This window comes from Bacillus sp. NPDC060175 (genome assembly GCF_042728695.1).
Lineage (GTDB): Bacteria > Bacillota > Bacilli > Bacillales > Bacillaceae_G > Bacillus_A.
Genome location: NZ_JBHWYR010000018.1, coordinates 14,919 through 40,331, shown reverse-complemented (window position 1 = coordinate 40,331; position 25,413 = coordinate 14,919). Strand labels below are relative to the sequence as shown.

The following is a 25,413-nucleotide window of genomic DNA, read 5'->3' as shown; positions in this document are numbered from 1 at the left end:
GTGGGGACGATTTTAGACAAAATTGTAGAGCAGAAGAAAAAAGAAGTTGCGGAGTTATATGAAACATATACACCAGTAAAAGCAAAAAGAAAAACATACTCACTTGTAGAAGCGCTAAAGCAATTTACTGTCATTGCAGAAGTAAAGCGAGCATCACCATCAAAAGGAGATATTAATTTACACGTTAATGTACCAAAGCAAGTAAAAACATATGAAGAATGCGGCGCTGGTGCAGTTTCTGTTTTAACAGACGGTCAATTTTTTAAAGGATCGTTTCACGACTTACAAACAGCAAGAGCAGAAAGTAACATTCCACTTTTATGCAAAGATTTTATAATTGATAAGATTCAAATTGATAGAGCTTATGAAGCTGGTGCAGATCTTATTTTATTAATCGTTGCAGCATTGTCAAAAGAGAAATTAAAAGAGCTTTATAACTACGTACTAGAAATGGGATTAGAAGCGATTGTTGAAGTTCATGATGAACAGGAATTAGAAATTGCGACCCGATTAAATCCGCACGTTATCGGAATTAATAACCGTAATTTAAAAACGTTTGAAGTAGATTTAAGCCAAACTGAAAAACTCGGAAAACGACTGAATGAGGAAAATCTGCTTTGGATTAGTGAAAGTGGTATTCATTCAAAAGAAGATATTATTCGCGTCAAACGAGCTGGTGCAAAAGGTGTATTAGTTGGTGAAGCACTTATGACAACGTCTTCTATTAGTAGCTTTTTCGATGAATGCAAGGTGAAAATATGAAAGTGAAGATTTGCGGTATTACTGATGTTGAAACAGCGAAAAGAGCTTGCGAATACGGAGCAGATGCAATCGGATTCGTTTTTGCAGAAAGTAAACGCCAAATCACTCCAGGGCAAGCGAAAGAAATTATTGGGGAAATTCCAGCACACGTTTTCAAGGTCGGTGTTTTCGTAAATGAATCGGTAGAAGTGATCCAGAAAATTGCAGAGGAGTGCGGGTTAACGCATGTGCAATTACATGGGGATGAAGACAACCATCAAATCAGAAGATTGAAGATTCCGTCTATAAAAGCGTTAGGAGTAGCTTTAGAGAAAGATATTGAACATGCGAAAAAATACGAAACAGATTATCTGTTATTTGATAGCCCGAAAGAAAAGTTTTACGGAGGGAATGGTAAGATATTTTCATGGGAGTTACTCGCACATATGCCAAACGAGTTGCGAGAGAAAACGATATTAGCTGGCGGATTAAACGTCATTAATATAGAAGAAGCCATTCAAACCGTTCAGCCATATATGGTCGATGTGAGTAGCGGGGTAGAGACAGAAGGAAAGAAAGATTTAGAGAAAATAAAACAATTTATTAAAAAAGCGAAGGAGTGTTCCAAATGAACTACGCATATCCAGATGAAAAAGGTCATTACGGTATATACGGAGGACGATACGTTCCAGAAACGTTAATGCAATCCGTACTAGAACTAGAAGAAGCGTATAAAGAAGCGATGCAAGATGAAGAGTTTCAAAAGGAATTAAATCATTATTTACAAACGTACGTTGGAAGAGAAACACCGCTTTATTTCGCTGAAAATATGACGAAGTATTGCGGCGGAGCAAAGATTTATTTAAAGCGTGAAGATTTGAACCATACGGGAGCTCATAAAATTAACAATACAATCGGTCAGGCACTTCTTGCGGTAAGAATGGGTAAGAAAAAAGTTGTCGCTGAAACAGGAGCAGGACAACACGGAGTTGCAACAGCTACTGTATGTGCACTTCTCGGTTTAGAATGCGTCATCTTCATGGGAGAAGAAGATGTGAGACGACAAAAATTAAACGTGTTCCGAATGGAATTACTCGGAGCAAAAGTAGAAAGCGTAGCGGCAGGTAGCGGCACGTTAAAAGATGCGGTAAACGAGGCGCTTCGTTACTGGGTTTCACATGTACACGATACGCACTACATTATGGGATCAGTTCTCGGACCACATCCATTTCCGCAAATTGTTCGTGATTTCCAAAGTGTAATTGGGAAAGAAACGAAAAAACAATACGAAGCGTTAGAAGGAAAATTACCAGAAGCAGTCGTTGCTTGTATTGGTGGTGGTAGTAACGCAATGGGAATGTTTTATCCGTTCGTACACGATGAAGAAGTTGCCCTTTACGGCGTTGAAGCAGCTGGGAAAGGTGTTCATACAGAAAAGCACGCAGCCACTTTAACGAAAGGAAGCGTCGGTGTTTTACACGGATCGATGATGTATCTTCTGCAAAATGAAGAAGGGCAAATTCAAGAAGCGCACTCTATTTCAGCTGGACTAGATTACCCAGGTGTTGGGCCAGAACATAGTTTGTTAAAAGACATCGGCCGCGTTTCTTACCATTCGATTACCGATGATGAAGCGTTAGAAGCGTTTCAATTATTAACGAAAAAAGAAGGTATTATCCCAGCATTAGAAAGTTCACATGCTGTCGCGTACGCTTTAAAACTAGCGCCACAAATGAAGCAAGACGAAGGACTTGTCATTTGTTTATCCGGCCGCGGCGATAAAGATGTAGAGAGTATAAAACGTTATTTGGGAGAGGTGTAAAAAATGGGAGTAGAAAAAATTACAGCAGCATTTGAAAATGGTAAAAAGGCATTTATTCCGTACGTAATGGGCGGAGATGGTGGACTTGAAAAGTTAAAAGAAAGAATTCGTTTTCTTGATGAAGCAGGAGCAAGCATCGTTGAAATCGGTATTCCGTTCTCAGATCCAGTCGCAGATGGGCCAACTATTCAAAGAGCAGGAAAACGAGCGCTAGATAGCGGTGTAACATTAAAAGGTATTTTTCAAGCATTAATAGAGGTCAGGCAAGAAGTTCAAATTCCATTCGTACTCATGACATATTTAAATCCAGTACTCGCATTCGGAAAGGAACGTTTCATTGAGAGCTGTCTTGAAGCAGGGGTGGACGGTATTATCGTTCCAGACTTACCGTATGAAGAACAAGACATTATTGCACCGCTCCTTCGCGTGGCGAATATCGCTTTAATTCCACTCGTTACCGTAACGAGTCCTATTGAAAGAATTGAAAAAATCACGAGTGAATCACAAGGATTCGTCTACGCCGTTACAGTAGCGGGCGTAACAGGAGTACGTCAAAACTTTAAAGGTGAGATTCATAGTTACTTAGAAAAAGTAAAATCACACGTCCACTTACCAGTAGTCGCAGGATTCGGTATTTCAACAAGAGAGCAAATAGAAGAAATGATTACAATATGTGATGGTGTTGTCGTTGGAAGTAAAGTCATTGAGCTTTTAGAAAATGAAAAGCAAGAAGAAATATGTGAGTTAATACATGCAGTAAAAGAAACAGAAGAGGCATAAGTCTCTTCTGTTTCTTTTATGTGAAAAGTGTTAAAATATACAGAAAACACTTATAATTTAGAGGTGAGAAGGCATGCTAAGACGTAAACTATTATATCTTCTTTTAACCGTACCACTATATGCCTGGTTAATTAGCATGACGAAAATAGAGTTAATGGCTCTATTTCTAGGGTATTTATTCATCTTTTCCAACTTAAACAGGATTCAAGAGCAATCTATTTTCGAAGTATGTATATTTTCGGTTAGTATAGAACTATTTAGTATCGTTTCGATTGTATTATTAAGTGAATTATTCCAATGGATCCATTCATTTGAATTAATAAAACTTGGGAATATTGTATTGCAAGTAATATGTGCTTATATTGTGTTTGTTGTACTAGAAAAAATGATTGGACAGCAGACGGTTTTTCAGGATAAATAAGAGGCCCGTTGTTAATAGGGGCCTCTTATTATTTTAGCCTAATGGGTTCTCGCCGAAACGCTCCCATAACTTTGGAAAGCGCTCCGCTAGTTCATCTTCATCATCTTCCCAATCAAATTCCAGTTCAGGCATAGATGAATCATGCCCCTTTTCATCTAATAGGGAATCAAATTTATTCCACACATTATCGTCCCATTCTGTATCACCAGTTTCTTTTAAGGAAAAGGCTTCAAGTCCGACAGATAGCATTTCTTCAAATTCTGGAATAAGTTCATCATCTTCATAAAACTTCGGGATTAGGTTTGCTAGAGATTCAGGGTGTTCTACTGCGGATTCAAAGATTTCTTGTCCACATGCAATAAGCCAACCTCTAAAGTAATCAAATGAATCGTCAGAGCATCCACCTAAAATAATATAAGCGCCAGCCCACAGATTAGACGTATAAGATTGCTTTAAAGCGTTTTGGAGATGAATCTCAAAGTCTATAATTTCGCTTGTGGACTTTTTAGCTAATTGTTCAACTAACCAATCACTCGTTTCGTCGTTTGTAGTCATTTCAGAAATAAATTGCCAAAATTGTACTTTATTCATATGTATAGCACCTCGCAAAAAATGTATTTCTTAAAGTGTAACATTTTTTCACTTATTCACTTCATTAACAATAAGGAAAGAATCTGCTGTGAAATCAATTGAAAGTCATAATATCTGTTATATAATAGTTAAAATTATACTTTTTACGAAGTGAGATGATAATATGGCCATATTGTTGGCACTTATCCCAATTATGATGATTTTCATTTGTTTATTTTTGTTTAAACAAACGTCATTAAGAGCCTCATTAATTTCTTATACCGTTTCTGTCGGAATCGTTTTACTCTCGCCAACATTTCAATTAGGGATAAGTGAAGCTGTACATGCAACGATTAAAGGTTGGTTAATTTGTTTTATTGTTGGATACGTTTTGTTTTTCGGTATTTTTTTATTTCACCTCATGAACAAAATGGGATACATCGATCAAGTAGCGAGATTTCTAGAACAAGTCACGCGCGATCGATTATTGCAAATGCTTCTTATGTGTTTTGGTATTTGTCCACTTATTGAATCAGTGAGTGGGTTCGGAATTGGTTTTATGGTCGCAGCACCTATTTTTCTTTCTCTCGGTTATAAACCGTTTCAAGCTGTGCTACTTTCGTTTATCGGTTTACTTGCAAGTTCATGGGGCGCAATGGCAACGGGGACGATTATCGGTTCTCAGCTTATTAACATGCCGCTTACAACTCTTGGTACAAATACAGCATTATTAAGCATCCCGATTTTTGCATACTTTATCATCCTTTCTTTATACGTTGTCGGTGGCTTTCAGGCAGTTATAGAAAAGTGGAAGGAAGGGATAGGGTTCTTTCTATTATTTTCTCTCGGAATCTATCTTTCTAACGCATACGTAAGTGTTGAACTAGCAGGAATATTAAGTTCTATCGTTACCATTACATTTGGTTTTTTAATCATTAAATTAAAAGGAAAAGATGAGCAAAACCTTTTAACAGAACATGCGGCGGCTACGGAGAGAGAAGTATCCATTATAAAAATTATTAGCCCTTATATCTTTTTAACAGTTTGTATTTTACTTTCTCGCCTCGTTCCAGCATTACATGATCTGCTTAGGTCATATGCAGTTCTCGATTTAAAATCATATTCTTACAAACTAGAGCTACTATATTCGCCAGGATTTTGGCTCGCCATGACTTGTTTATTTACAATTATTTTCTTCCGCATTCCATCTAATATTATTAAAAAATCACTCTCGCAAACGATAAAACAATGGATTCCATTCGCAATTACAACGACAATGTTCATTGCGATTTCAGAGTTAATGGGGGCATCTGGTATGCATTCATTACTCGCAAAGACAGCTGGTGAAACATTTGGTACCTTTTTCGTTTTCGTTGCTCCTTTCATTGGAGGAATAGGCGGCTTTTTAACTGGTAGCAATGCAGGTTCAAATGCGATGTTTATTAAACTCCAAATGCAAACAGCACAAAACGTAGCGCTCCCATGGCAATACGTCACAACGCTGCAAAACACCGCATCATCAGTAGCGACAATCGCTTGCCCATCACGCATTACACTTGGTGCTTATTTATGTAATATCCCTTATCGTGAAAACGAACTATTAAAGAAGACGACGTTAATGATTTTTGGTGCGGTGTTACTTGTAGTAGTAGAGGTTATTTTATGGTATATGTTGATAAAGTGAAACTTTAATTAGTGGGGAGTGTTTTTCATCCCCACTAATTATTAGCTTCATCAATCGGGCTTTTACGGGCAGTTAGGCTCCAGTTAGATTTTTTGGTGGGAGTCTTACTGCCCGTTAATGCGGGGAAAAATAAAAAATCCTCCTGGGAAAGGAGGATTTTCTTTTTATATGGATAATGCCTTAAGTATGAACAGCTTCTACTAAATGAATAGGAGATGAAAGGTATGCCCTTAAAAAACTACGGTGTATTAAAAGGTACAGTTATACAATCTAAGATTGGAAAAGGCAAAACACCTCATTATCAAGTTCATTTACAAGGTGAAGCAGGAGTAGATTATCGCATTGCAATTAACGTGAAATCGCAAAGTTATCCGTCAGAAGTTTTATATTTTGCGAGCGACGATATTCGATCAGAGGCGATTCATATTTTACCGACATTACCGTTCGGTTTTACAGAAATAAAAAATAATGAACCGAAAGTAGCTTTAGATTATGTAAGAGGTAATTTATTTGATTCCAAGCAAATGATTCCTTTACCTGCTGAAAAAGCAGGAGTTGATAATGATTTAAATGAAAAGATAGAGCGTTATATAAAGCGAGCAATAGAAGAAAAGGCGATTATTTATGCGTTTGGTGAAAGATGGGGACCAGAAGAAAAAATACCTGATTCGTATTTCGACTTTACACCTGGAAACGGTATACACGATATTCATATGAATCAAGGAAATGTAGAGAAATGGCAAGGTGATGACGGTATATGGCAAGATGGTGGTTTGCTCATTCATTTTGAGAAGAAGGAAGAGTGGGTTGGTATTTTCCTTGCCTTTCAGTCGCAATCATGGTGTACGGATGAAGAAGGGGATGCTCGTGTTCCGGTTGAGCATTGTGATTATAAGAAAAATAACTAAATAAGAGGAGGGCGTTCACAACGAACGCCCTCCTCTTATTTTATAAAATCCAAAACTAACAAGTGTAGAAATACAAGAGAAAAGCAGCGCCACACTAGAAAACGCGATGAGATACATATTATATTTCATAACTTTGCCGATTAGTTGGTTACTATCGTACTGAAACAGTCCTGCTATTATATTGAATAAAAATAATACGATAAACATTACGATAACGCCATCTATTGATCCTTTAATGTCTGGTTTACTTAAAGCGATATGTGCGGAAATACAAATAGCGATAAATAAAAATAACCAAAATGAAGGAGTCAATAAGTTGGTCATTGTAAATAGACTTTTTAATAAAAAGAATGTTGATAAAAACATATTTTGGATCATGTCTAAGTTAATAGAAGTCGATGTAACAGTTTTTTCCAGATTCGTATTAAATAAATAATATGACTCTGGTACGAAATAGCGCATTAAAAGTATTAAGGCAGTAATACCAGAAATAATAGGACCGATGCCGATAAAGAAATTACCGATTCGTTGATATACGCTTTTTTGATTGTATTGATGTTGGACGTAACCTAAAGCTCCTTGACTTGTATCTGTCGGGAAGAACTGCGTTGCTACAATTTTATGGCGGAATAATAGACACATAATTGCATGTCCAAGTTCATGAACGGGAACACCAATCCACGCGGTTAAAAGAAAACCTTTCCTACCAAAAGCTCTCGACCAATACGTTCGTGTGAGAGATTCTAAATAACCTAATATAAATCCAATTACAATGATGACACCAATTAAAGAAAATAATTGGATCACGCTTGTAAGGAGTGTTTGAAAAATCGAGTTTACAAATTCCACTGTCTTCATCCAATCTGTTAAAAATGTTAGTTGCTCTGTTTCATAATAACATTATTTTTCTATATTACTAGCACGCATAGTTTCGTTTAAAAGAAGGATTTCATATTCTTTTTCTTGTAGTCATGTTTTATGTACAAAGTCATATATTGAATTTGTAACACCCTATAAGGTATATGTTTAAGGAGGGATGAGAGAATGAAATGTACGGCGTGTAATACAGAAAATGAAACGGAAGCAAAGTTTTGCGGGAATTGTGGACATTCGTTAACGGAAGAAGTGGTAGCAAGTGGTGCACAGGAAGAAGGCGAGCAACAAGCGCGCGTAGTACAAGTGAAAGAAACTCGACCAAATGAAACGGTAGAGCAAGCAAAACAATTTGCAAGTGGCTATTTTCAGTTCTTCAAAAATGCTTTTAAATCACCAACGGCCATTATGAAAAGTGGAAATATTGAAGTGCGAAATGGAATTGCAAGCCTTGTACTTATTTGTTTTTTAGGAGCATGTATTTTTTATAGAATGATGAGCGCAGCGGCGACTGTTACGAGGACATTAGTGCCAGATATAACTACTCCTACTTTCTTTGGAGAATCTGTAATGGTCTTTTTCTTTTTATTAATTTTAACTTTATTTGTCGGATTTATTATTTTTGTAAGTGGTAAGATGATGAAATCATCTTTTTCTTTTCTTGAAGCATTCGGTATATGGGGGACGATAGCGACGCCAGCTATTGCTATATTAGTTCTTTCTTTTCTTTTTAGTTTTTTATTAATCTTTTTCTTACCGATATTACTATCGGTGGCGGTAACTTATATGGGAATTAGTGTAATTGTAGCTATAGTAAAATTAGATAACGGTGGATTAGATCTTGTTTACACTCTTCTTATCGCAAATGTTTTCATCGGAGTCGCAACATGGATTGTATTTTGGTCTTACATTAACACGATAATTCAAACCTTTACTGGAGGATTCACAGGCTTCTAATGAAAAGGTGGTTGAATGGATGAATGTATGTACAAAGTGCGGAGCTCAGTATGAAGACGGTGTGCAATTTTGTCAAAACTGCGGGACGAAGAGGGGGAATCCTGTAGTAAAGAAGCAGAAAATGAGCAAAGGGACAATAATTGGAATTACACTTTTAACATTTTTTATTATAGTATTGGGCGGAGTATATGCGTATGGATCTTCATATTACTCACAGTCATCGCAAGTAGAGAGAATTATTACTGTTTTACAAGAGAGGGACGGGGAGAAATTAGCTGAGATCATAACGGCAGATGACCCAGCAGTTATTGTAACGAGAGAGAGTTTAACGCCTCTGTTTTCATATATAAAAGAAAATCCATCTTACGTGAATGAATTGAAAGAATATTTAAGGCAAGGAAAAAAACAGGGAGATGGAATAGAAAGAGTAGATTTTTCTTTAACGAAAGACGGGAAGTATTTCGTTTTATTTGATCGGTATAAATTGAAAGCGAAGACGTATTATACGACTCTGCTTACAAATGAAAAAGGTACATCTTTAAAATTGAACGGAAAAGAAATTGATAAAACAAATGACAAAAAGTTTGAGAAGCAATATGGACCGTTTCTTCCAGGAACTCAAGTATTTCAATCCGAATATAAAAATGACTATGTAAAACTATTACGTGAGGAAAAGGTTGTACTTATGAAACAAAGTCAAAATAATGTAACGGTAGATTTAACACTGCAAGGGCAATATATTACAGTTCAAACGAATGCGCCTGGTGCGACATTATACGTGAATCAAAAGCCAGTTACAGCGTTGACCGGAGAAGAAATTACGTGGGGACCGATAGCGACCGATGGAAGTGCGGCGATTTATTTAGAACGAAATGGAGAAAGTGGAAGGGAAACGACAAAGATAGAAACGGTAACGGAACTTTCGGCTTATAATCTTCCGTTTCAAAAGCAAAGTGTAGAAAAAACAGTTGTTTACAATGTTACTCCGCCGCCTACGACTGGGTATGTATATAATGGTTTCATCTTCCCTGATAGTGATATTCGAAAATTAACGGGTGCGGACTTAACATATTTAACGAAAGAACAATTGAAAATTGTTAGAAATGAAATATACGCAAGGCATGGACATATGTTTCAAACGAAAGATATGCAAGCATATTTTTCAAAACAGTCTTGGTACAGAGAAAATCCATATTTTACAGGAGTGTTAACTAATATTGAATCTTATAATGTTGAACTGATCAAATCAAGAGAATAGAGTGCATGATAGAAGGTACAGTACATAACTGTACCCTTTTATGGTTATTTAGCTGGACCAGGATCCCTTGAGAAAAAGATGTGAAAGAGGAATGTGACTTTACTTGCTCCTCCTGATGTACTTGCTTGCACATCAGATAAAGAACTAGACGTTAAAGCAGCTTCAGAACGAGGGGGAACGACTATTTTGAGTGCATCATCTGATTCTGATGATATAGTAACCGTTATTGTATCCTCAGAAAAGTTCACAATTTTAACAGTACCAACTGGGAAGATGGATTTGCGAGCGTGTGAGGCAGAAGCAAAGCGAGTCGATTTCCAAATAGTTTGTGAGAAAGTGTCATTATCAGATAACCAAGCACGTGCACTGTATAAAGTTACACTAACGGTAAACTCTTGTTCAAGCGGGAGGGCGGGTCTCGGTTCTATCGGTTCCTCTGGAAGCTGGACGAGAAGGCCGGCGCACATGTATGTTTCACCTACTTTCAATAGTTACTGTTATAGCATATTAAACTTCTTGTTTATAAGACACGACGATTACCTATTAACGCATAGTCTTGTGCACCAAATTTGTAGATGAAATTCTCTTTCTTTACAATGGAAGTAGGTGTTATTTTTATAAAATATGGAAATCGTAAAGAGTATGTAAAAAAGAAGGAGTGGTAAAGTGAACTATGTCATTATTGGCGGGGATGCCGCTGGTATGAGTGCAGCAATGCAAATTGTTAGAAACGATGAAACTGCAAATGTTGTAACGTTAGAAAAAGGTGAAATCTATTCATACGCTCAGTGCGGATTACCGTATGTGATTAGTGGTGTTATCGCCTCTACTGAAAAGTTAATTGCACGCGATGTAAAGATGTTTCGTGATAAATATGGGATTGATGCGAAAGTGCGTCATGAAGTAACGAAAGTAGATACGGAAAAGAAAATTGTGTATGCAGAGCATACGAAGACAAAAGATGTATTTGAATTTTCATATGACCGTTTATTAATTGCGACTGGTGTACGCCCTGTTATGCCGGATTGGGAAGGTAAAGATTTACAAGGTGTTCATCTTTTAAAAACAATTCCGGATGCTGAGCGTATAGTAGATACGCTACAAACAAATAGCGTTGAGCACGTAACGATTATTGGCGGCGGTGCAATTGGTCTAGAGATGGCAGAAACATTTGTAGAACTAGGAAAGAAAGTAAGAATGATTGAGCGAAACGATCATATTGGCACAATTTATGATGCCGATATGGCGGAATATATACATAAAGAAGCAGACAAACATAATATTGAAATTTTAACAAATGAGAATGTAAAAGCGTTTAAAGGAAAAGAAAGAGTGGAACAAATTGAAACAGATAAAGGGACGTATAAAACAGATCTCGTTTTAGTATCTGTCGGTGTACAGCCAAATACTGATTTTCTTGAAGGAACAAATATACGTAAAACTCATAAAGGTGCAATTGAAGTAAATGCTTATATGCAAACAAATGTGAAAGACGTATACGCGGCCGGAGACTGTGCAACACATTACCATGTTATAAAGGAAATTCATGATCACATCCCGCTCGGAACGACTGCGAATAAACAAGGGCGACTTGCCGGACTCAATATGGTTGATAAACGAAGAGCATTTAAAGGTACGTTAGGTACGGGCATTATTAAATTTATGAATCTGACGCTCGCAAGAACAGGCTTAAATGAAAAAGAAGCGAAAGGGCTAAACATCCCGTATAAGACGGTCAAAGTAGATTCAACCAATATGGCAGGCTATTACCCGAGTGCTTTGCCACTTCACTTGAAATTACTATATCACGCCGATACGAAACAATTATTAGGCGGACAAGTAATTGGAGAAGAAGGTGTAGATAAACGTATTGATGTTATCGCAATGGCACTTTTCAATAAAATGAGCATTCACGATTTAGAAGATGTTGATTTAAGTTACGCACCACCATATAACAGCGTTTGGGATCCAATTCAACAAGCAGCAAGGCGAGCGGAATAGCACTTTTTAAGTGCTATTTTTTTGTTAAAGGGGAATAAATAAAGTTTCACTTTATTTCGAATATACCGTTCACCCTTGAAAACATAGTACGTTTCGCTTATATTGTCATATAGTATTTATTTTTTAATAAAGCAATGAACGAATCAGGGGGCACAGTATGGCAATTAACATGAACACAATCGAAGAATGGATTGCTGAATCAAATGCAAGAAACGAAGAAGACTTAGGTAACGTTGTTGAAGAGATGAAAGAAGTATGTGTCGGACTTGATAACGCGACATTAATTTATACGAAAAACGTATTTTGTTTCGGTAAGAAAGTAGAAGTATTGTTCTTCTTCCAAGATCACGTCGTTATCGGAGAAGAGAAGGAAGAGTATATTGAGATTGAAAAACTAAAGTATGATGATATTATAAATAGTAACTTAAAAACAAATGATAAAAATACAACGTTAGAATTAAAGTTTGCTAACGGGAAATCTATCAGTTTAGATAGTCTGAATGATAACTACGGTACGAAAAATTGGTTATTTGCAAGACAAATTAAGAGTATTTTTAAATTAATCTAGTAAAAAAGCAGGCCTTGAAGGGTCTGCTTTTTTACTTATTTCCTATTACGCAAAGGCACCCTCTTTCTTCGTAACATTTCACGTTTGTAAATCCCGTCTTATAAAAAAGGTTTACTAATTCTTCGGTCGTCTTAAATTTATCCATATGATATTGAATTTTGAAAGTTTCAGCGACTAGTAAAAAGGATCCGTTCGGTTTTAAGATGCGAAATACTTCTTTCATATCGTGTTCAAAATCGGGCCAAAAGTAATGAGTTTGAAAGGCAGTAATGAGATCGAAGAAGTTCGTATTGTATGGAATAGAGGACACGCTTGCCTGATGAATGATTATTTTTTCTGTTTTTACATCCTTCATATTGGTTTTCTTTGAGTTTTCAACAGCCTGTTCTGAATAGTCAATGCCGTATATTTTTCCGTGGGGAGTTAGTCTTGAAAGGCTATGTATTGTTTTCCCACCTCCGCAACCGATATCTAAAATAACTGCATCTTCACGTATATGTATTTTTTGTAAAGCCCAATTTGTTAGTCTCGTATGCGCAGCATTCATAATGCAAAGCATAGAGGAACCAATTGTCCCGCGAGGATTTTTCGCTTGCTCGATTAATCTTTTTAAAATACTCAATTCAAACTCTCCTTTTATATAAGAATATGTATTTATTTCGCTTTTAATAATCTAACTCCTTCAAAAAAAGCACGCCATTAATCGGCGTGCTTCTAATTATGCAAGGACCCTTTTAGCCAATTCCGCGCCCGATACGCCCCAACTGGAATTTGAATGAGTGAAGTTTCATTTCCGGCATCAATCCCGTACAATTGATCACATGAATTTGTATCAAAACTGAGTAAAGGATGCCCACCCATTCCCATAGCGGTCGCAGCTGAAACAAGTTTATGAACGAGTATACCAGCTTCCATTTGGTGAATGCGATATCCTCTATAGCCTAATGTATTTGTATAGTAATCTTTCTTTCCGACTACGTGTAAGCAAAGCGGTGCTTGAAAAAGGTTTACGTTATCCATCGTCATACTGGATTGCAGAGAATAACGAAGGTCTCCGTGCCTTATGGGCTGTATGGAATGCGTTTTACTGTTATAAGCGTAAGCACCGTTTTCAATGTCTTTTACGTTATAAAAACATCCATATAATGAGACTCGTGCGTTTTTATTTAAATATTTGCCATCAAGGTCGTTGTAATAAGGGAAGGAGAGGCTCGCTTCTTGGAGTAGAGTAGCGAGCTCGACTGCATCCCATTTCGTTAAAATGAAATCAGAATCAGGTGAATATCGTTTTTTACAAAGTTGTAAGAAATCATATGATAAACGCTCTGCTTGCGGTAGCTGCACAGTATGTGAACTATATTGATAATTTTCTGCATGTGTTAACGTTTGAAAGTATTCGGTGGATTCGACCATAGATGCCGCGTTTGTTTTTTTTATCATCGGATAGTCATCTACATGTTTTGAACGAACGAAATGCTCATGTATTAACGGCGGGATTTGTTGCAACAAGTCATGAGAAGTAACTGTTTTATTTTCACGATGATTGTTGTGAAACCAGTCTGCACTTGGTTCTGTACTTAAAGGAAGAACAGCATACACACTTTCTTCACCTTCTGACAGTCCAAGTAAATGATTCATTGCCCGGTCTAGAAACTGAAAATACACACCATTTGTATAACCGAATTGTTTTGCGCATTCAAGCAATTGCCCGATTAGAACACCACTATCTAATCCTTGCAGACGATACGAAAAGTTATTGTATTTAAAGAAGTTTTTCCAAAACATAGTGGATACAAATGCAGCACCAAAACAAGAATGTATGTTGCAACGATTGCCGAGTGCTTCTGTAAGATAAGAATCGAAATTTCCTTCGCGAAGTAAGATAAGACGGTGATGCGCGGCGTCGTAATGGTAAATGCCGTCTGGATAATGATCAATTTTTAAATACATATATAATTCATTTGGATATAAAGCACCCCCAGAAGGGATGAATCTTCGAAATAGATTCGTTGTTTTATTATTTTCCAGGTTAGTAGTAGGCTGGCATAATTGTGTTAAACCAAATGAGTACCAAAGATAATGACCGATTTCCTCTAAGTTAGGTTTAGTAGCAGAATTTCGCAAAGTTAAAGGGATTTCTAAAGAGAGAGGGATGACTGGTAAATTTCGATATAATTTATAAGGAAGTGGTGCGTCTTCCCAGTCAGTCTCTTTATCGGACGACATAATTTCATTAATAGAAAAATGGAGATGATGTAAAAAAGTATCCAGTTGCATCAAATTTCCCCCTCGCTATGAATTATGGAAACGGATGCGGGTGTGGATTTAAACTTTCATTCGTTAAAGGCTCAGCTCTATATCCAAGTGTCATCGGTACGGTATAGACTCTATCCAGTCCTGTAACCCGAGTGAGATGGTGGCCAAACGTCATCGGTAACATGCCTGGAATAATTACTTTTACACAATGTAAGCCGTTCTTTTCTATAAGGGGGACCGTTTGATCTACAACAATTACTTCAAGTCCAGATTGATGTAACCTGTTTAAAAGTTGATGAAGATCAGATGTTAAATCCATATCAAATGATTGTAATGCATTCATTTCTTGGAACGTCTGCACCGGAGCATCTTCACGTAAAAGGAAGTGAAGACGTTCTTCCGCTTCTTTCAATCCGTACAGCATACTATGATCTTCCATGTTATTAACGAGGTAAGGATCTTGTAAGCAGTTTTCATAATGCTCTCTTTTTTGCTTGAGCTCATCGTCTGTTATAAGTAACATGCCTGCTATTTCGTGAATTGCACTCTTTAGAGCTCGGATTGGGTCTAAATGAGAGCCTCCTGCACAAACAACGTTCATTCCATTTTCACGCGTATTTTTTGCAATGACCCATAGGCCCGGGATACCATGTTCCATCGTCGCATTAAAAGCATGTAATTCATACCCTGTAATCGTGTGTAACCGCTGGATCATTAATTGTAATTCCGTATCATTTGCTGAACTAAGATCAAGGCGGGGAAGAGGTAATTCGGCATACCAAGTGAGCAAAAAGGCGTCACGCTCTACAATTTCTAAAATGCCGTGAAAAATTGCCTCTTCTAAACTACCACCAATTGCACATCCATTTGATGTTTCATATACGAAAGCATCTCGTTGACCAAGGCTATAATAAGCGATTGATTCTGGAACTAAAAGTGGCTGGCTTTGTGATAAAGAGTATCCCCATACCCAGTTTTGCTCATAATCAGGATCAAACGGCTTAAATGGAAAACTATCACGATTGTAATGTTCATTTGTATGCACACCGAGTGTGAGGGGGTTCAGTGCAATATGCTCTAGCTCATGAAAACTACCATGCACATTTGGCTTTTTCCCGCGAGGCGACATACCGCAATATCGTTCTAATCCTTCTAAAATAGCGGTTGCTTCACTAAGTGCGAATGAATGAGTTCGGCCCGCGACACCTTCATTTCCGAACAGTAATGGCATGTTTATAATGACATCAGCAAACGGTAATAAAGAATGTTGCATTTGGCCGTTTAAAATACCAGTCCGGTAATCTAAATAGTCTCTCGTTAAAAATGTGTTTAGCTCATGAATAGAACGACAGCGATACGTTTCAGTACTCGTTTTCAAACTTGGTTGTAAAGAAATTTGTGCTGCATCTGCTGTATCGTCAGACAAATTGCTGCATACCGGACAAAGAGGGTCTGGAAGAAACGAATGCCGGGTACATTGTAACGTTTGTAAGTCCAGTAAAATGAGTTCATTGTCTATAGAAGAATGTTTGTTAGTTAATATCTTCTCTGTTTCAGCATGAATGAGCTGGCACATTTGTAACATTCCATTTTGGGTGGCGCGTACATCACGCCTCGTCACGTTCTCTGCTTTTAATGCATATTTCCGTTGTAGTTCCCACATTTCTTTTTGATCAAAGCCAGCTATAAACCGGCGTCCATCAGCGCAGTGGGAACATCCAGTTGTAAAAGGCTTCACGAAAGGACCGATAACACCTTCACCAAACGAAGTAAACGCGCGAAGCCACGGAATATTATTTGAGCGAAAGATAAGCTCAGCATCATGATGTACGGAAGAAGGAGACCCGTCATGTAAGACGAGAGCAAGATGAATGTTTTCAGGGAGAGCTTCTGTAATTGTATGCTGGCGGATGAGTGAATAGTGCTTACACAATTGCTCATGTACATATTCTGTGAGTAGGCCATCTCCTATAAGTAATATGTTTTGAGTCATTGGTCATCCTCCTTTGCAATTAATACCCCATATATACCGTCTAAGTTGTCTCTTAAAAATGACTCAATAGCTAAATCAAAAACGAATGGATAAAAATTGTTTTCCGCTAAATTTTGCAAGGCAACTTGTAAAGACTGTACGCCTGGAATTTCTTCCTCTTCTTGTATTGCTACTCTAACAGAATCCGTACTATATAAAACGATGGATGATTCTGGTAACATATTAGCTTTATAAGGAATCTCTTCATTTTGAATATGAAGGAGTGCTTGTTGCAGAGCATTTCTTAACGCGAGTGTTATATTGATATTTGCCGCACCATACCATCTATCATTAATACCGATCCAAACGACAGGAAAACCAAGTAACTCCTCACTCATTCCTACTTTAGGTATTTCATGAATTGTAGAGAGAGCATCGTAGTAAAACCTACAATGTTTATCATAAATTTCGGTTAAATCAAGCTCTGTAATCTCCTCTAGCATATGTGATTGGCGTTCATATAACTTATTATTTAAATGTTTTTGTAGTGCTCGGTATACACCTTCTGTCATCGTTTCCCCAGCACCAATACCGATATCAGTATGTTCGGGGATAAGACGATGAATCATTTCAGCTACATATATTTCAACTCCTGTTAAACCAGCTTCACGGCGTGCTTCATTATGAGTTAATCCACCGCAAGCTATAGTAGGAAGAGGAGAGGTAGGTCCGTCTGATAATGGATTTGCAACTTGAATATAGCACTGTGATAAAGGCAATTGGTGTAAATCTTGTTCATCCCACATGTGGAATATGCCAGCTTCTTTAGAAGTTAACGTATCAAAAAAACGAAAAAGTTCAGTTGAAGTATATTGTCCGGAACGATGGGCAAGGTTTTCTTGAAGATTTTGCACCGTATCAATTGTAAAGATTTCATCGGTTGCGAGAAGATGTTTTATGAAAGGGTGCCACTTTCCTTCAAGTGTTTCCAAGTTTAATAAAAAGAACTGAGGATTATGCTGCCTGTGTGAATCTTCAGCGACATGTTTAAATAACTCAAAAACGATAATATTTGCTAACATTGCAGATGTAATTGGTGAGAAAGGTTCAGGTGGATTTTCACTTTGTAAAGTAGTTTCGTGTAGACGATGCCAAGCTGATTCCCAGCATTCTTCACGGTCTGCGGTTACGACAGGTCCAGCTAAACCAATTCTTGATAAGCAAATAGCTGGTATGAAATTTTTTCCAACATCTCTACAAATAGTATGGATTGCTCTTAAACTTTCGATATCTCCATTTTGGGAAACGTATAAAATCCAGTCGAAAGGCTCGAATACTTCATGTAAAGGACGATCAATTGTAATATCTATTTCTTGAATAAGTACATTGTCATCATTTGCATATGCACGTTCGCTTAGTTCATGAATTCGATCGTAGTTTGTTTCAGCGCGATCTGTAACAAGATAATGAAATGTAGGTAAACCAGATTCTAATAAAGAAGAAACTAGGGAAGTAAGCATATCGCCAGAACCAATTATAAGCACATTTGCTGCGCGGTACGTTTCGAATTTTAAAGCGCCTGAATGGGAATCAGCTTCTAAAAACTCAATTTGCGAAGCATACCTGTCGAGTAATGCACTGTTTAATTCGTGGGGAGCATCTTGGCTTACATCACGAATGAAACCATTTTCATATAAAATCTCTCCAATTTCAAATACACGATTTTGATAGGGGAGAGGGAGACCATCGGTTATTTCTGTCAAAGAATGATTACCGTTAAACATAGGCATTAATTTCTCAATCCAGTCATAAATTCCATCACCATCCATACGGAATGAGCTGGAGTTATTTCGAAAGTAAACACCCCCGTTTGAATCGGGGAGGAAGAAAGTATCCTTATTTGCTTTAAGTTTTGCATGAACTGGAAGGTTATTCATGTTTATCCCCCTTACGTTTTAGGCATACATTATTAGTCTATGTAGTGTGATTTGTCCCGTATGAACATAATGAAAAAAGGCTGTAGAATGATTCATTCTACAGCCTTTAATAGATTAATAATCTATCAACCTTCTAATAATAATGATTTTGGATCTTCAAGCATATCTTTAACAGCAACAAGGAAGCTAACTGCTTCTTTACCATCAACAATACGGTGATCGTAAGATAGTGCAAGGTACATCATTGGACGGTTTTCCATACGCTCGTTATCGATCGCAACTGGACGTACTTGGATTTTATGCATCCCTAGAATACCTACTTGTGGACTATTTAGGATTGGTGTCGACATTAGAGAACCGAACACGCCACCGTTTGTAATCGTAAATGTACCACCTTGTAGCTCTTTTAATGAAAGTTTATTATCGCGTGCTTTCAGACCTAAATTACGAATCTCGCTTTCAATTTCAGCGAAGTTCAATTGGTTAGCATCGCGTACAACTGGAACAACTAATCCATCTGGAGCTGCTACTGCAATACCGATATCATAGAATTTTTTAATGATAAGCTCGTCGCCTTGAATTTCAGCATTTAATAATGGGAACTGTTTTAATGCTGCAACAACTGCTTTTGTGAAGAATGACATAAAGCCAAGACGTACATCATGTTTTTTCTCGAAAGCATCTTTGCGTTCTTTACGTAATTCCATGATTGCACTCATATCAACTTCGTTAAATGTAGTTAACATTGCAGATGTTTGTTGAACTTCTACAAGACGTTTTGCAATTGTTTGACGGCGGCGGGACATTTTTACACGCTCAACTGGTTTTTCGAATTCAGTTTTTGCAACTGGAGCCGGACTTTGTTTTGGAGCAGCTGGTGCTTCTTTTGGCGCTGCAGCGTGAGCTTGTACATCATGTGGTCTCACACGTCCAAGTGGATCTGTGCTACGTACATCGTTTAAGTCGATTCCTAATTCACGAGCCATTTTGCGAGCAGCTGGTGATGCGATAGGACGATTTGTATTTGGTAAACCTTGCAACGCTTTATTTTGTTCAGCACTTGGAGCTGCTGCTTTCGGTGCTTCAGTAGTTTCTTGTTTTGGTTGCTCATTAGCCGGAGCAGGTGTACTTACTGCAACTGCTGCGCCGTTTGCATCTAAAATTGCGATAGTAGCGCCAACTTCAACTGTATCTCCAGGTTCGCCTAGTAACTTCGATACAATACCTGAATCCTCTGCAATGATTTCTACATTGACTTTGTCAGTCTCAAGCTCAACAACGCTGCCACCTTTCTCAACTTTGTCGCCTACGTTGATAAGCCATTGTGAAATAGTTCCTTCTGAAATAGATTCTGCAAGCTCAGGTACTTTAATTTCGATCATTTTAAATGTCCTCCCCTTATTTGCCTAACGGTGTGTTTTGTCTTCTTTAATCTTCGGTAATCTCCATTTGTTAGCCCGGCTGTGGCAGACTATCTGCCACAGCTGAGCCTGAAAAACTCATTGTTACTTTCAGTTGCTGAAAACTTCAATTTCTTGTTTATCTTGACGGAAGTTGTACTTCACATCTAAAGCGTGTGCAACGATTAATTCTTGCTCAGCTTTGTGAGCGAATGGATCGCCACCAGATGGGCTAGAACGATCCGGGCGTCCAATGTAACCTGTTCTCACTTTATCCCCAGCTAGTTCGAACAGAATTGGAGCCATGTAATGCCATGCGCCCATATTACGAGGTTCTTCTTGAACCCAAATGATTTCTTCTAAGTTTTTAAAGCGTTTAATAATAGATTGAACTTTTTCAGCAGGGAATGGGTACAACTGCTCGATACGAACCATATGAACTTCATCTAGGCTGTACTCATGCTTACCACTCTCGATTTCTGCTGCTAAGTCAATTGCCATTTTACCTGTACTTAAAACAAGACGTTTTACTTTGTTTGGTTTCGCACCAAGGTTTCCTTGTTCTAAAGCAGGTTGGAAACGTCCTTCACTTAACTCACTACCTGTAGAAAGTGTAAGTGGGTGACGTAATAAGCTTTTCGGCGTCATAATTACTAATGGTCGAACCGCCTCTGTTCCTAAGATAGATGCTTGACGGCGCAAGATATGGAAGTATTGTGCTGCGCTCGTTAAGTTTGCAACTGTCCAGTTGTTCTCCGCAGCTAATTGTAAGAAACGCTCTGGACGTGCACTAGAATGCTCCGGTCCTTGACCTTCATAACCGTGTGGTAATAGAAGAACTAGACCTGATTTTTGACCCCATTTCGCTCTTCCTGCTGAAACATATTGATCAAATAATGCTTGCGCAGTATTTGAGAAGTCACCGTATTGAGCTTCCCACATCACAAGAGTTTCTGGAGCAAATACGTTGTAACCATATTCGTAACCAACAACAGCAGCTTCTGATAACGGACTGTTATGAACAGAGAATGATGCGTTAATGTTCGGTAAACGATGTAATGGTGAATATGTTTCGTTTGTATCAGTATCGTGTAATACGATATGACGATGCGCAAATGTACCACGCTGTGAATCTTGACCAGTTAAACGAATTGGCGTACCTTCTTGCAAAATAGAAGCGAATGCTAAAGATTCAGCAAGTGCCCATTCAATTTTACCGTTCTCTTCCAGAGCATCTTTACGGCGCTCAAGAATTTTCTTCACTTTTGGATATACGTTAAAGCCTTCAGGCCAAGATAATAGTCCTTCATTAATTGCACGAAGCGAGTCAATTGAAACACCAGTGTCAATTGGCTGGATTCCTTTTGCAACAACCTCTGGAACTTTAACGTGAATTGTTGCAGCACTCGTATCAGCTGGTGGCACTTGTGCGTATTCAGCCTTTAATTCCTCTTGCATAAACTGAGTAATTGTTTCAACCTCATCTGCATTCAGAACACCAGCAGATTGTAATTGATCTGCATAAATTGCTCTTACAGTTGGGTGATTTTTAATTTTTTTGTACACTTGTGGTTGCGTAACTGCTGGATCATCCATTTCGTTATGACCATATCGGCGGTAACCGATTAAATCGATTAAGAAGTCCTTTTTGAACAGCGTACGATATTGGATCGCAAGGTTTGCAGCAGCAAGACAAGCTTCCGGATCATCAGCGTTCACGTGAACAATCGGAATATCGAAACCTTTTGCAAGGTCACTTGAATATTTAGTAGAACGAGAATCATAGCTATCAGTCGTAAAGCCGACTGCATTATTTGCGATAACATGAATAGTTCCGCCAGTTTGGTATGCATTCAATCTACTTAAGTTCAATGTTTCAGACACAACACCTTGACCAGGGAATGCAGCATCACCATGAACTAAAATTACGAATGACTTTGTAGTATCTTGTTCTGGAAGACCAGATTTTTTACGATTCTCTTGAGCTGCACGTGCGAAACCTTCAACAACAGGGTTAACGAACTCAAGATGACTCGGGTTATTTGCTAATGTAACACGGGTGCTAACTTCTTCATTACCAACGACTTGTTCTCTACCTAAATGGTATTTCACGTCGCCAGTCCAGCCAGCATTTGCCACTGCGCCTTCTATTTTTGCATGTTTGAACTCAGCAAACATGTGACCATATGGCTTTTCTAGTACGTGAGCGAGTACGCTTAGACGACCACGGTGAGCCATACCAATCATGACATCTTCAACGCCGCCTTTAGCACCTTCTGAAACAATTTCATCTAGTACAGGTACAAGCATATCAACGCCCTCTATTGAGAAACGTTTTTGACCAACGAATGTTTTATGCAAGAATTGCTCGAAACCTTCAACAGCAGTTAAACGTTTTAAAAGAGCAGTTCGTTTTTTATTTGATAATGGTTGACGCAATGAATTTGATTCCACCATTTGATGCAACCACGCGCGTTCTTCACTATCTTGTATATGTGAGAATTCATAAGCTAAAGATTTTGTATAAACGTCTTTCAATCTATGAATTACATCAAGTGCAGTGTGAATACCCTCTGGTGCATCTTGCCATACTGTTTTAGCTGGAATCGCTTTCAAATCAGCATCGCTCAGTTCGTTCATTGTTTTCTCGATAAGAGATTGCCCATTTGCAGCATCTTCCATCGGATTGATGTGAGCCAACGTATGCCCGAAAGAACGAATCTGTTCAACAAGTTGAACGACTTTAAGAATCTTTTCAATGTTCCCTGTGTTTTGAGGAGAAAAATGTGTTGCTGTGTTGTCCCCTGTTACGACATCATCTTGAAACGAAGGAGCTCCAAAAATTTCAAAAAGCTCTTGTAATTCCGGATCAACAGAACCTGCTCCAGTTACGTAAAGATCATACTGTTCAATAACATAACCAAGGTTCGGACCATGGAACTTGGCCCAAGGGTTTGTCGTTGTATTCTTCCTCGTCATTTGTTTAAACCTCCCAATGCATATAATCCTTTTCCTATCCAAAAAGGTGCATTTTGCTCTTTTTCAATAATTGATGAAATAATAATTAATGTAAATGTTTTTCTTTACTCTTATGTTATTACAATAATTTACATAATACCAAACACTATTACTTATCTGTTTTGTAAAAAAACATTCACAATAACTTATCACCCAAGTTAATCTTTCATGTTATAAAGTAATTTTACAGAAAAATGGGGTGGATATATTTGGTATACCTACATTAATAACTATAATTGTTGAATTTAAATATAAGTATAACTATCAGAATGTTTCGAAAAAATCTAGTTCGAATTATGTATATTGAAATAATAAGCGCTTTCATTGATATTATACAACAATACAACGGAATATAGTATAAAAAATAAAAAATTATGAATTTACCATAAACTTTATATCGATAGTGTTAAATATTGAAAGGAAAATGAAGGATTTCTACAAAAAAAGTGGCTATACATAAAAAATGCTTCATAAACCGTTAGTTTCTATAAATATGGCGAAAAACAACGTAAAAATAATAGCGCACATCACCCAATAAAGAGAAGAATGAAATATTTTAAAAGGATAAAACAAATATGGAGATATTAAATTTTCACAAAAGCGGGGAGGAGATATAGTAACGGCTATATACATTGTTCCATGTTTCATTTCAAAATAGACGTGCTGAATTTGAAAAAATTTCTTCTATATAAAGTGAAACTTTAATCAGTGGGGGTTTTGTCCATCCTCCACTGATTATTAGTTGAACCAATCGGGCATTTACGGGCAGTTATCTCCCACCTAACTTTCTCGCATCCGCCGAATTTTGAGGTAGGAGTCTTACTGCCCGTTAATGCGGGATAAATAGAATGCAAAATAATTCAAAAGAATGTAAAGGAACCTTGACGTAAAGTTCCCTTTACATATATACTCGATATAAGGGAGGAGGGAGAAATTTCCTTGGAAAATAAAATGGTCGAATACCGAAAAAAATTTGGACTATCTCAAGAAAAATTGGCTGAGAAACTTGGAGTTTCCAGACAAACCATTATCTCGATTGAAAAGGGGAAATATGATCCATCACTTCCGTTAGCATTTGAAATAGCGAAAACATTTCAGACAACGATAGAACATGTATTTATTCATGAAGGAAAAGAAGAGGGGGAGAAAGGATGAATTATTCACAAAAGTACTTTGTAATTATGGGAATTATTTTTCTGTTTATGAGTGGATTTATGGTACTAACGGGCGTAATGACACATTCCGCACCGCCGGCTATAACTTATCCATTGCTTGCAATGATGATTATGAGTTTCTGCTTAAGTTATTTACACCCACAATTTAAAGAAAAAGACGAGCGGATGAAACTCATTCGTTATAAAGGAATGTTCGTGACCTTTTTTGCATTAACAGCGTATTACCTTCTTTTCTCTATCGGCTTAAACTTAAAAATACTTACACTATCTGCTACTGAACTATTGAACATACTAATGGCACTCACGATGAGTACAGTCTTTATATCGTTTGTTGTTTTATCGAAAAGATATTAAGATGTAAGAGAGAAAGGAAGATTAACATATGCAAATGATGTACGCTTTTGGCATGGGGCTTGTTTTATTTTTAGCGGTGTTCCTATTTATTCGTAAAGACGTCCAAGGTGGGACGTTAACGAAAAGAGGATTTTATAAAATGATCGGCTGTTTAGTTGTTATGTTTATAGCGATTATTGTAATGATCGTTTTAATAAATCAGTCACTATAGAACTTAAAAACGGAACCTTACTTTTGTAAGGTTTTTCTTTTTGAAAATAAAACTAAAAATTACCATAAAATCCATTTACTATCTATATCTTGTATTATATAATCCGATAAAATGATGAATGAGGAGACTAGTATATGAATAAAAAAGCTATCTTCTTTATAGTAATATGTCTACTACTTATAGCTAGTATTACTTATATAATATGTAACAAACGAGAACATGTACCACCTATATTAGTATGGGGGGACCAGGAATACTACGTTACGAATGAACCTACCAAAGCAGAAGAAGTCGGGCAAAAACTTGGTGAAGTAACAAAGAAAATTGAAACAAGCAAACAGCCTACTAAAGATAGTGAATCCAACATATTACAAGAAAAAACAGAAGTATTTGAAATGATTTTAGAAGAAGAGAATAAAAGGCCACCTTTAGTTGTAAAAGAACCTAATAGTGAAGAATATAGAAGTAGCAAGGCCGATGTTAAAACAAGTATTATAATAAGAAGGA

At 37.4% G+C, this 25,413-nt stretch carries 23 protein-coding genes and 1 pseudogene; 15 read left to right on the top strand and 9 right to left on the bottom strand.

The genetic code is table 11. The annotated features are described in order from the left end of the window. From trpC to ACFWDE_RS11650, 5 genes are all read left to right on the top strand, one after another. A complete protein-coding gene (trpC, locus tag ACFWDE_RS11670) occupies window positions 1-762 on the top strand; it encodes an indole-3-glycerol phosphate synthase TrpC (RefSeq protein ID WP_377892454.1) in 762 nt (253 codons plus the stop codon). After that, the gene (locus tag ACFWDE_RS11665; protein ID WP_377892452.1) at window positions 759-1,373 is read left to right on the top strand and encodes a phosphoribosylanthranilate isomerase; all 615 of its coding nucleotides are present in this window, start codon (window positions 759-761) and stop codon (window positions 1,371-1,373) included. Before trpC ends, ACFWDE_RS11665 begins: the two co-directional genes overlap by 4 nt. After that, on the top strand, window positions 1,370-2,563 hold the full coding sequence (gene trpB, locus ACFWDE_RS11660; protein ID WP_377892450.1) for a tryptophan synthase subunit beta: 1,194 nt from the start codon (window positions 1,370-1,372) through the stop codon (window positions 2,561-2,563). Before ACFWDE_RS11665 ends, trpB begins: the two co-directional genes overlap by 4 nt. Before the next feature lie 3 nt (window positions 2,564-2,566). Further along, window positions 2,567-3,343 (top strand): tryptophan synthase subunit alpha, encoded by a 777-nt coding sequence (gene trpA, locus ACFWDE_RS11655; protein WP_377892449.1) that lies wholly within the window; start codon window positions 2,567-2,569, stop codon window positions 3,341-3,343. 73 nt (window positions 3,344-3,416) lie between these two features. Next, on the top strand, window positions 3,417-3,764 hold the full coding sequence (locus ACFWDE_RS11650; RefSeq protein ID WP_377892448.1) for a DUF4029 domain-containing protein: 348 nt from the start codon (window positions 3,417-3,419) through the stop codon (window positions 3,762-3,764). Between the two features lie 33 nt (window positions 3,765-3,797). Here ACFWDE_RS11650 and ACFWDE_RS11645 read toward each other — a convergent pair whose 3' ends face one another. Beyond that, window positions 3,798-4,355 carry a DUF4240 domain-containing protein gene (locus tag ACFWDE_RS11645; protein ID WP_377892446.1) on the bottom strand — a complete coding sequence of 186 codons (558 nt, stop codon included), beginning with the start codon at window positions 4,353-4,355 and terminating at the stop codon, window positions 3,798-3,800. A gap of 163 nt (window positions 4,356-4,518) precedes the next feature. On the opposite strand from ACFWDE_RS11645, the gene ACFWDE_RS11640 reads away from it, so the two are divergent. Together ACFWDE_RS11640 and ACFWDE_RS11635 are read left to right on the top strand one after the other, a co-directional pair. After that, window positions 4,519-6,018 (top strand): L-lactate permease, encoded by a 1,500-nt coding sequence (locus ACFWDE_RS11640; RefSeq protein ID WP_377892445.1) that lies wholly within the window; start codon window positions 4,519-4,521, stop codon window positions 6,016-6,018. 224 nt (window positions 6,019-6,242) lie between these two features. Then, on the top strand, window positions 6,243-6,926 hold the full coding sequence (locus tag ACFWDE_RS11635) for a DUF2278 family protein (RefSeq protein WP_377892443.1): 684 nt from the start codon (window positions 6,243-6,245) through the stop codon (window positions 6,924-6,926). A 15-nt stretch (window positions 6,927-6,941) separates the two neighbouring features. Here ACFWDE_RS11635 and ACFWDE_RS11630 read toward each other — a convergent pair whose 3' ends face one another. Next, window positions 6,942-7,775, bottom strand: coding sequence for a hypothetical protein (locus ACFWDE_RS11630; RefSeq protein ID WP_377892442.1), 834 nt, complete (start codon window positions 7,773-7,775; stop codon window positions 6,942-6,944). 195 nt (window positions 7,776-7,970) lie between these two features. On the opposite strand from ACFWDE_RS11630, the gene ACFWDE_RS11625 reads away from it, so the two are divergent. Further along, window positions 7,971-8,756, top strand: a complete 786-nt coding sequence (locus tag ACFWDE_RS11625; protein WP_377892441.1) for a zinc ribbon domain-containing protein — start codon at window positions 7,971-7,973, stop codon at window positions 8,754-8,756. Window positions 8,757-8,775: 19 nt separating this feature from the next. After that, complete coding sequence (locus ACFWDE_RS11620) at window positions 8,776-10,014, top strand: TcaA 3rd/4th domain-containing protein (RefSeq protein WP_377892439.1); 1,239 nt, start codon at window positions 8,776-8,778, stop codon at window positions 10,012-10,014. Window positions 10,015-10,058: 44 nt separating this feature from the next. Here ACFWDE_RS11620 and ACFWDE_RS11615 read toward each other — a convergent pair whose 3' ends face one another. Then, entirely contained in the window at window positions 10,059-10,481 is a 423-nt protein-coding gene (locus tag ACFWDE_RS11615; protein WP_002140880.1) for a hypothetical protein, read from the bottom strand. A gap of 199 nt (window positions 10,482-10,680) precedes the next feature. Here ACFWDE_RS11615 and ACFWDE_RS11610 point away from each other — a divergent pair, with 199 nt between their 5' ends. Both ACFWDE_RS11610 and ACFWDE_RS11605 read left to right on the top strand, forming a co-directional pair. Beyond that, window positions 10,681-12,015: an FAD-dependent oxidoreductase gene (locus tag ACFWDE_RS11610; RefSeq protein WP_377892438.1), complete on the top strand. Its 1,335-nt coding sequence runs from the start codon at window positions 10,681-10,683 to the stop codon at window positions 12,013-12,015. A 157-nt stretch (window positions 12,016-12,172) separates the two neighbouring features. Continuing rightward, a complete protein-coding gene (locus ACFWDE_RS11605; protein ID WP_377892437.1) occupies window positions 12,173-12,583 on the top strand; it encodes a DUF3908 family protein in 411 nt (136 codons plus the stop codon). 31 nt (window positions 12,584-12,614) lie between these two features. Here the strand turns inward: ACFWDE_RS11605 and ACFWDE_RS11600 are convergent, their stop codons facing one another. The 6 genes from ACFWDE_RS11600 to odhA all read right to left on the bottom strand — a co-directional run bounded on the left by ACFWDE_RS11600 (window position 12,615) and on the right by odhA (window position 23,127). Then, complete coding sequence (locus ACFWDE_RS11600; protein ID WP_377892435.1) at window positions 12,615-13,205, bottom strand: class I SAM-dependent methyltransferase; 591 nt, start codon at window positions 13,203-13,205, stop codon at window positions 12,615-12,617. Between the two features lie 92 nt (window positions 13,206-13,297). Then, window positions 13,298-14,860, bottom strand: coding sequence for a SagB family peptide dehydrogenase (locus ACFWDE_RS11595; protein WP_377892434.1), 1,563 nt, complete (start codon window positions 14,858-14,860; stop codon window positions 13,298-13,300). Window positions 14,861-14,882: 22 nt separating this feature from the next. Next, a complete protein-coding gene (locus tag ACFWDE_RS11590) occupies window positions 14,883-16,832 on the bottom strand; it encodes a TOMM precursor leader peptide-binding protein (RefSeq protein ID WP_377892433.1) in 1,950 nt (649 codons plus the stop codon). Further along, window positions 16,829-18,748: a putative thiazole-containing bacteriocin maturation protein gene (locus tag ACFWDE_RS11585; RefSeq protein WP_377892432.1), complete on the bottom strand. Its 1,920-nt coding sequence runs from the start codon at window positions 18,746-18,748 to the stop codon at window positions 16,829-16,831. The genes ACFWDE_RS11590 and ACFWDE_RS11585 overlap by 4 nt, the downstream gene beginning before the upstream one ends. 125 nt (window positions 18,749-18,873) lie before the next feature. Then, window positions 18,874-20,130, bottom strand: coding sequence for a 2-oxoglutarate dehydrogenase complex dihydrolipoyllysine-residue succinyltransferase (gene odhB, locus ACFWDE_RS11580; protein ID WP_002149727.1), 1,257 nt, complete (start codon window positions 20,128-20,130; stop codon window positions 18,874-18,876). A 129-nt stretch (window positions 20,131-20,259) separates the two neighbouring features. Next, window positions 20,260-23,127: a 2-oxoglutarate dehydrogenase E1 component gene (gene odhA, locus ACFWDE_RS11575; protein WP_377892429.1), complete on the bottom strand. Its 2,868-nt coding sequence runs from the start codon at window positions 23,125-23,127 to the stop codon at window positions 20,260-20,262. A 978-nt stretch (window positions 23,128-24,105) separates the two neighbouring features. Here odhA and ACFWDE_RS11570 point away from each other — a divergent pair. The 4 genes and pseudogenes from ACFWDE_RS11570 to ACFWDE_RS11555 all read left to right on the top strand — a co-directional run bounded on the left by ACFWDE_RS11570 (window position 24,106) and on the right by ACFWDE_RS11555 (window position 25,404). Continuing rightward, on the top strand, window positions 24,106-24,321 hold the full coding sequence (locus tag ACFWDE_RS11570; protein WP_219917534.1) for a helix-turn-helix transcriptional regulator: 216 nt from the start codon (window positions 24,106-24,108) through the stop codon (window positions 24,319-24,321). Next, entirely contained in the window at window positions 24,318-24,695 is a 378-nt protein-coding gene (locus ACFWDE_RS11565) for a permease (RefSeq protein ID WP_201039723.1), read from the top strand. The genes ACFWDE_RS11570 and ACFWDE_RS11565 overlap by 4 nt, the downstream gene beginning before the upstream one ends. 28 nt (window positions 24,696-24,723) lie before the next feature. Continuing rightward, window positions 24,724-24,906, top strand: coding sequence for a DUF3976 domain-containing protein (locus ACFWDE_RS11560; protein ID WP_002086895.1), 183 nt, complete (start codon window positions 24,724-24,726; stop codon window positions 24,904-24,906). A 134-nt stretch (window positions 24,907-25,040) separates the two neighbouring features. Further along, window positions 25,041-25,404, top strand: a pseudogene (locus tag ACFWDE_RS11555) (hypothetical protein). Window positions 25,405-25,413: the final 9 nt, after the last annotated feature.

Coding starts and splice junctions, on each gene's coding strand:
- ACFWDE_RS11665 (WP_377892452.1), top strand. CDS start 759: ATGAAAGTGAAGATTTGCGGTATTACTGATGTTGAAACAGCGAAAAGA.
- trpB (WP_377892450.1), top strand. CDS start 1,370: ATGAACTACGCATATCCAGATGAAAAAGGTCATTACGGTATATACGGA.
- trpA (WP_377892449.1), top strand. CDS start 2,567: ATGGGAGTAGAAAAAATTACAGCAGCATTTGAAAATGGTAAAAAGGCA.
- ACFWDE_RS11650 (WP_377892448.1), top strand. CDS start 3,417: ATGCTAAGACGTAAACTATTATATCTTCTTTTAACCGTACCACTATAT.
- ACFWDE_RS11645 (WP_377892446.1), bottom strand. CDS start 4,355: ATGAATAAAGTACAATTTTGGCAATTTATTTCTGAAATGACTACAAAC.
- ACFWDE_RS11640 (WP_377892445.1), top strand. CDS start 4,519: ATGGCCATATTGTTGGCACTTATCCCAATTATGATGATTTTCATTTGT.
- ACFWDE_RS11635 (WP_377892443.1), top strand. CDS start 6,243: ATGCCCTTAAAAAACTACGGTGTATTAAAAGGTACAGTTATACAATCT.
- ACFWDE_RS11625 (WP_377892441.1), top strand. CDS start 7,971: ATGAAATGTACGGCGTGTAATACAGAAAATGAAACGGAAGCAAAGTTT.
- ACFWDE_RS11620 (WP_377892439.1), top strand. CDS start 8,776: ATGAATGTATGTACAAAGTGCGGAGCTCAGTATGAAGACGGTGTGCAA.
- ACFWDE_RS11615 (WP_002140880.1), bottom strand. CDS start 10,481: ATGTGCGCCGGCCTTCTCGTCCAGCTTCCAGAGGAACCGATAGAACCG.
- ACFWDE_RS11605 (WP_377892437.1), top strand. CDS start 12,173: ATGGCAATTAACATGAACACAATCGAAGAATGGATTGCTGAATCAAAT.
- ACFWDE_RS11595 (WP_377892434.1), bottom strand. CDS start 14,860: ATGCAACTGGATACTTTTTTACATCATCTCCATTTTTCTATTAATGAA.
- ACFWDE_RS11590 (WP_377892433.1), bottom strand. CDS start 16,832: ATGACTCAAAACATATTACTTATAGGAGATGGCCTACTCACAGAATAT.
- ACFWDE_RS11585 (WP_377892432.1), bottom strand. CDS start 18,748: ATGAATAACCTTCCAGTTCATGCAAAACTTAAAGCAAATAAGGATACT.
- odhB (WP_002149727.1), bottom strand. CDS start 20,130: ATGATCGAAATTAAAGTACCTGAGCTTGCAGAATCTATTTCAGAAGGA.
- odhA (WP_377892429.1), bottom strand. CDS start 23,127: ATGACGAGGAAGAATACAACGACAAACCCTTGGGCCAAGTTCCATGGT.
- ACFWDE_RS11565 (WP_201039723.1), top strand. CDS start 24,318: ATGAATTATTCACAAAAGTACTTTGTAATTATGGGAATTATTTTTCTG.
- ACFWDE_RS11560 (WP_002086895.1), top strand. CDS start 24,724: ATGCAAATGATGTACGCTTTTGGCATGGGGCTTGTTTTATTTTTAGCG.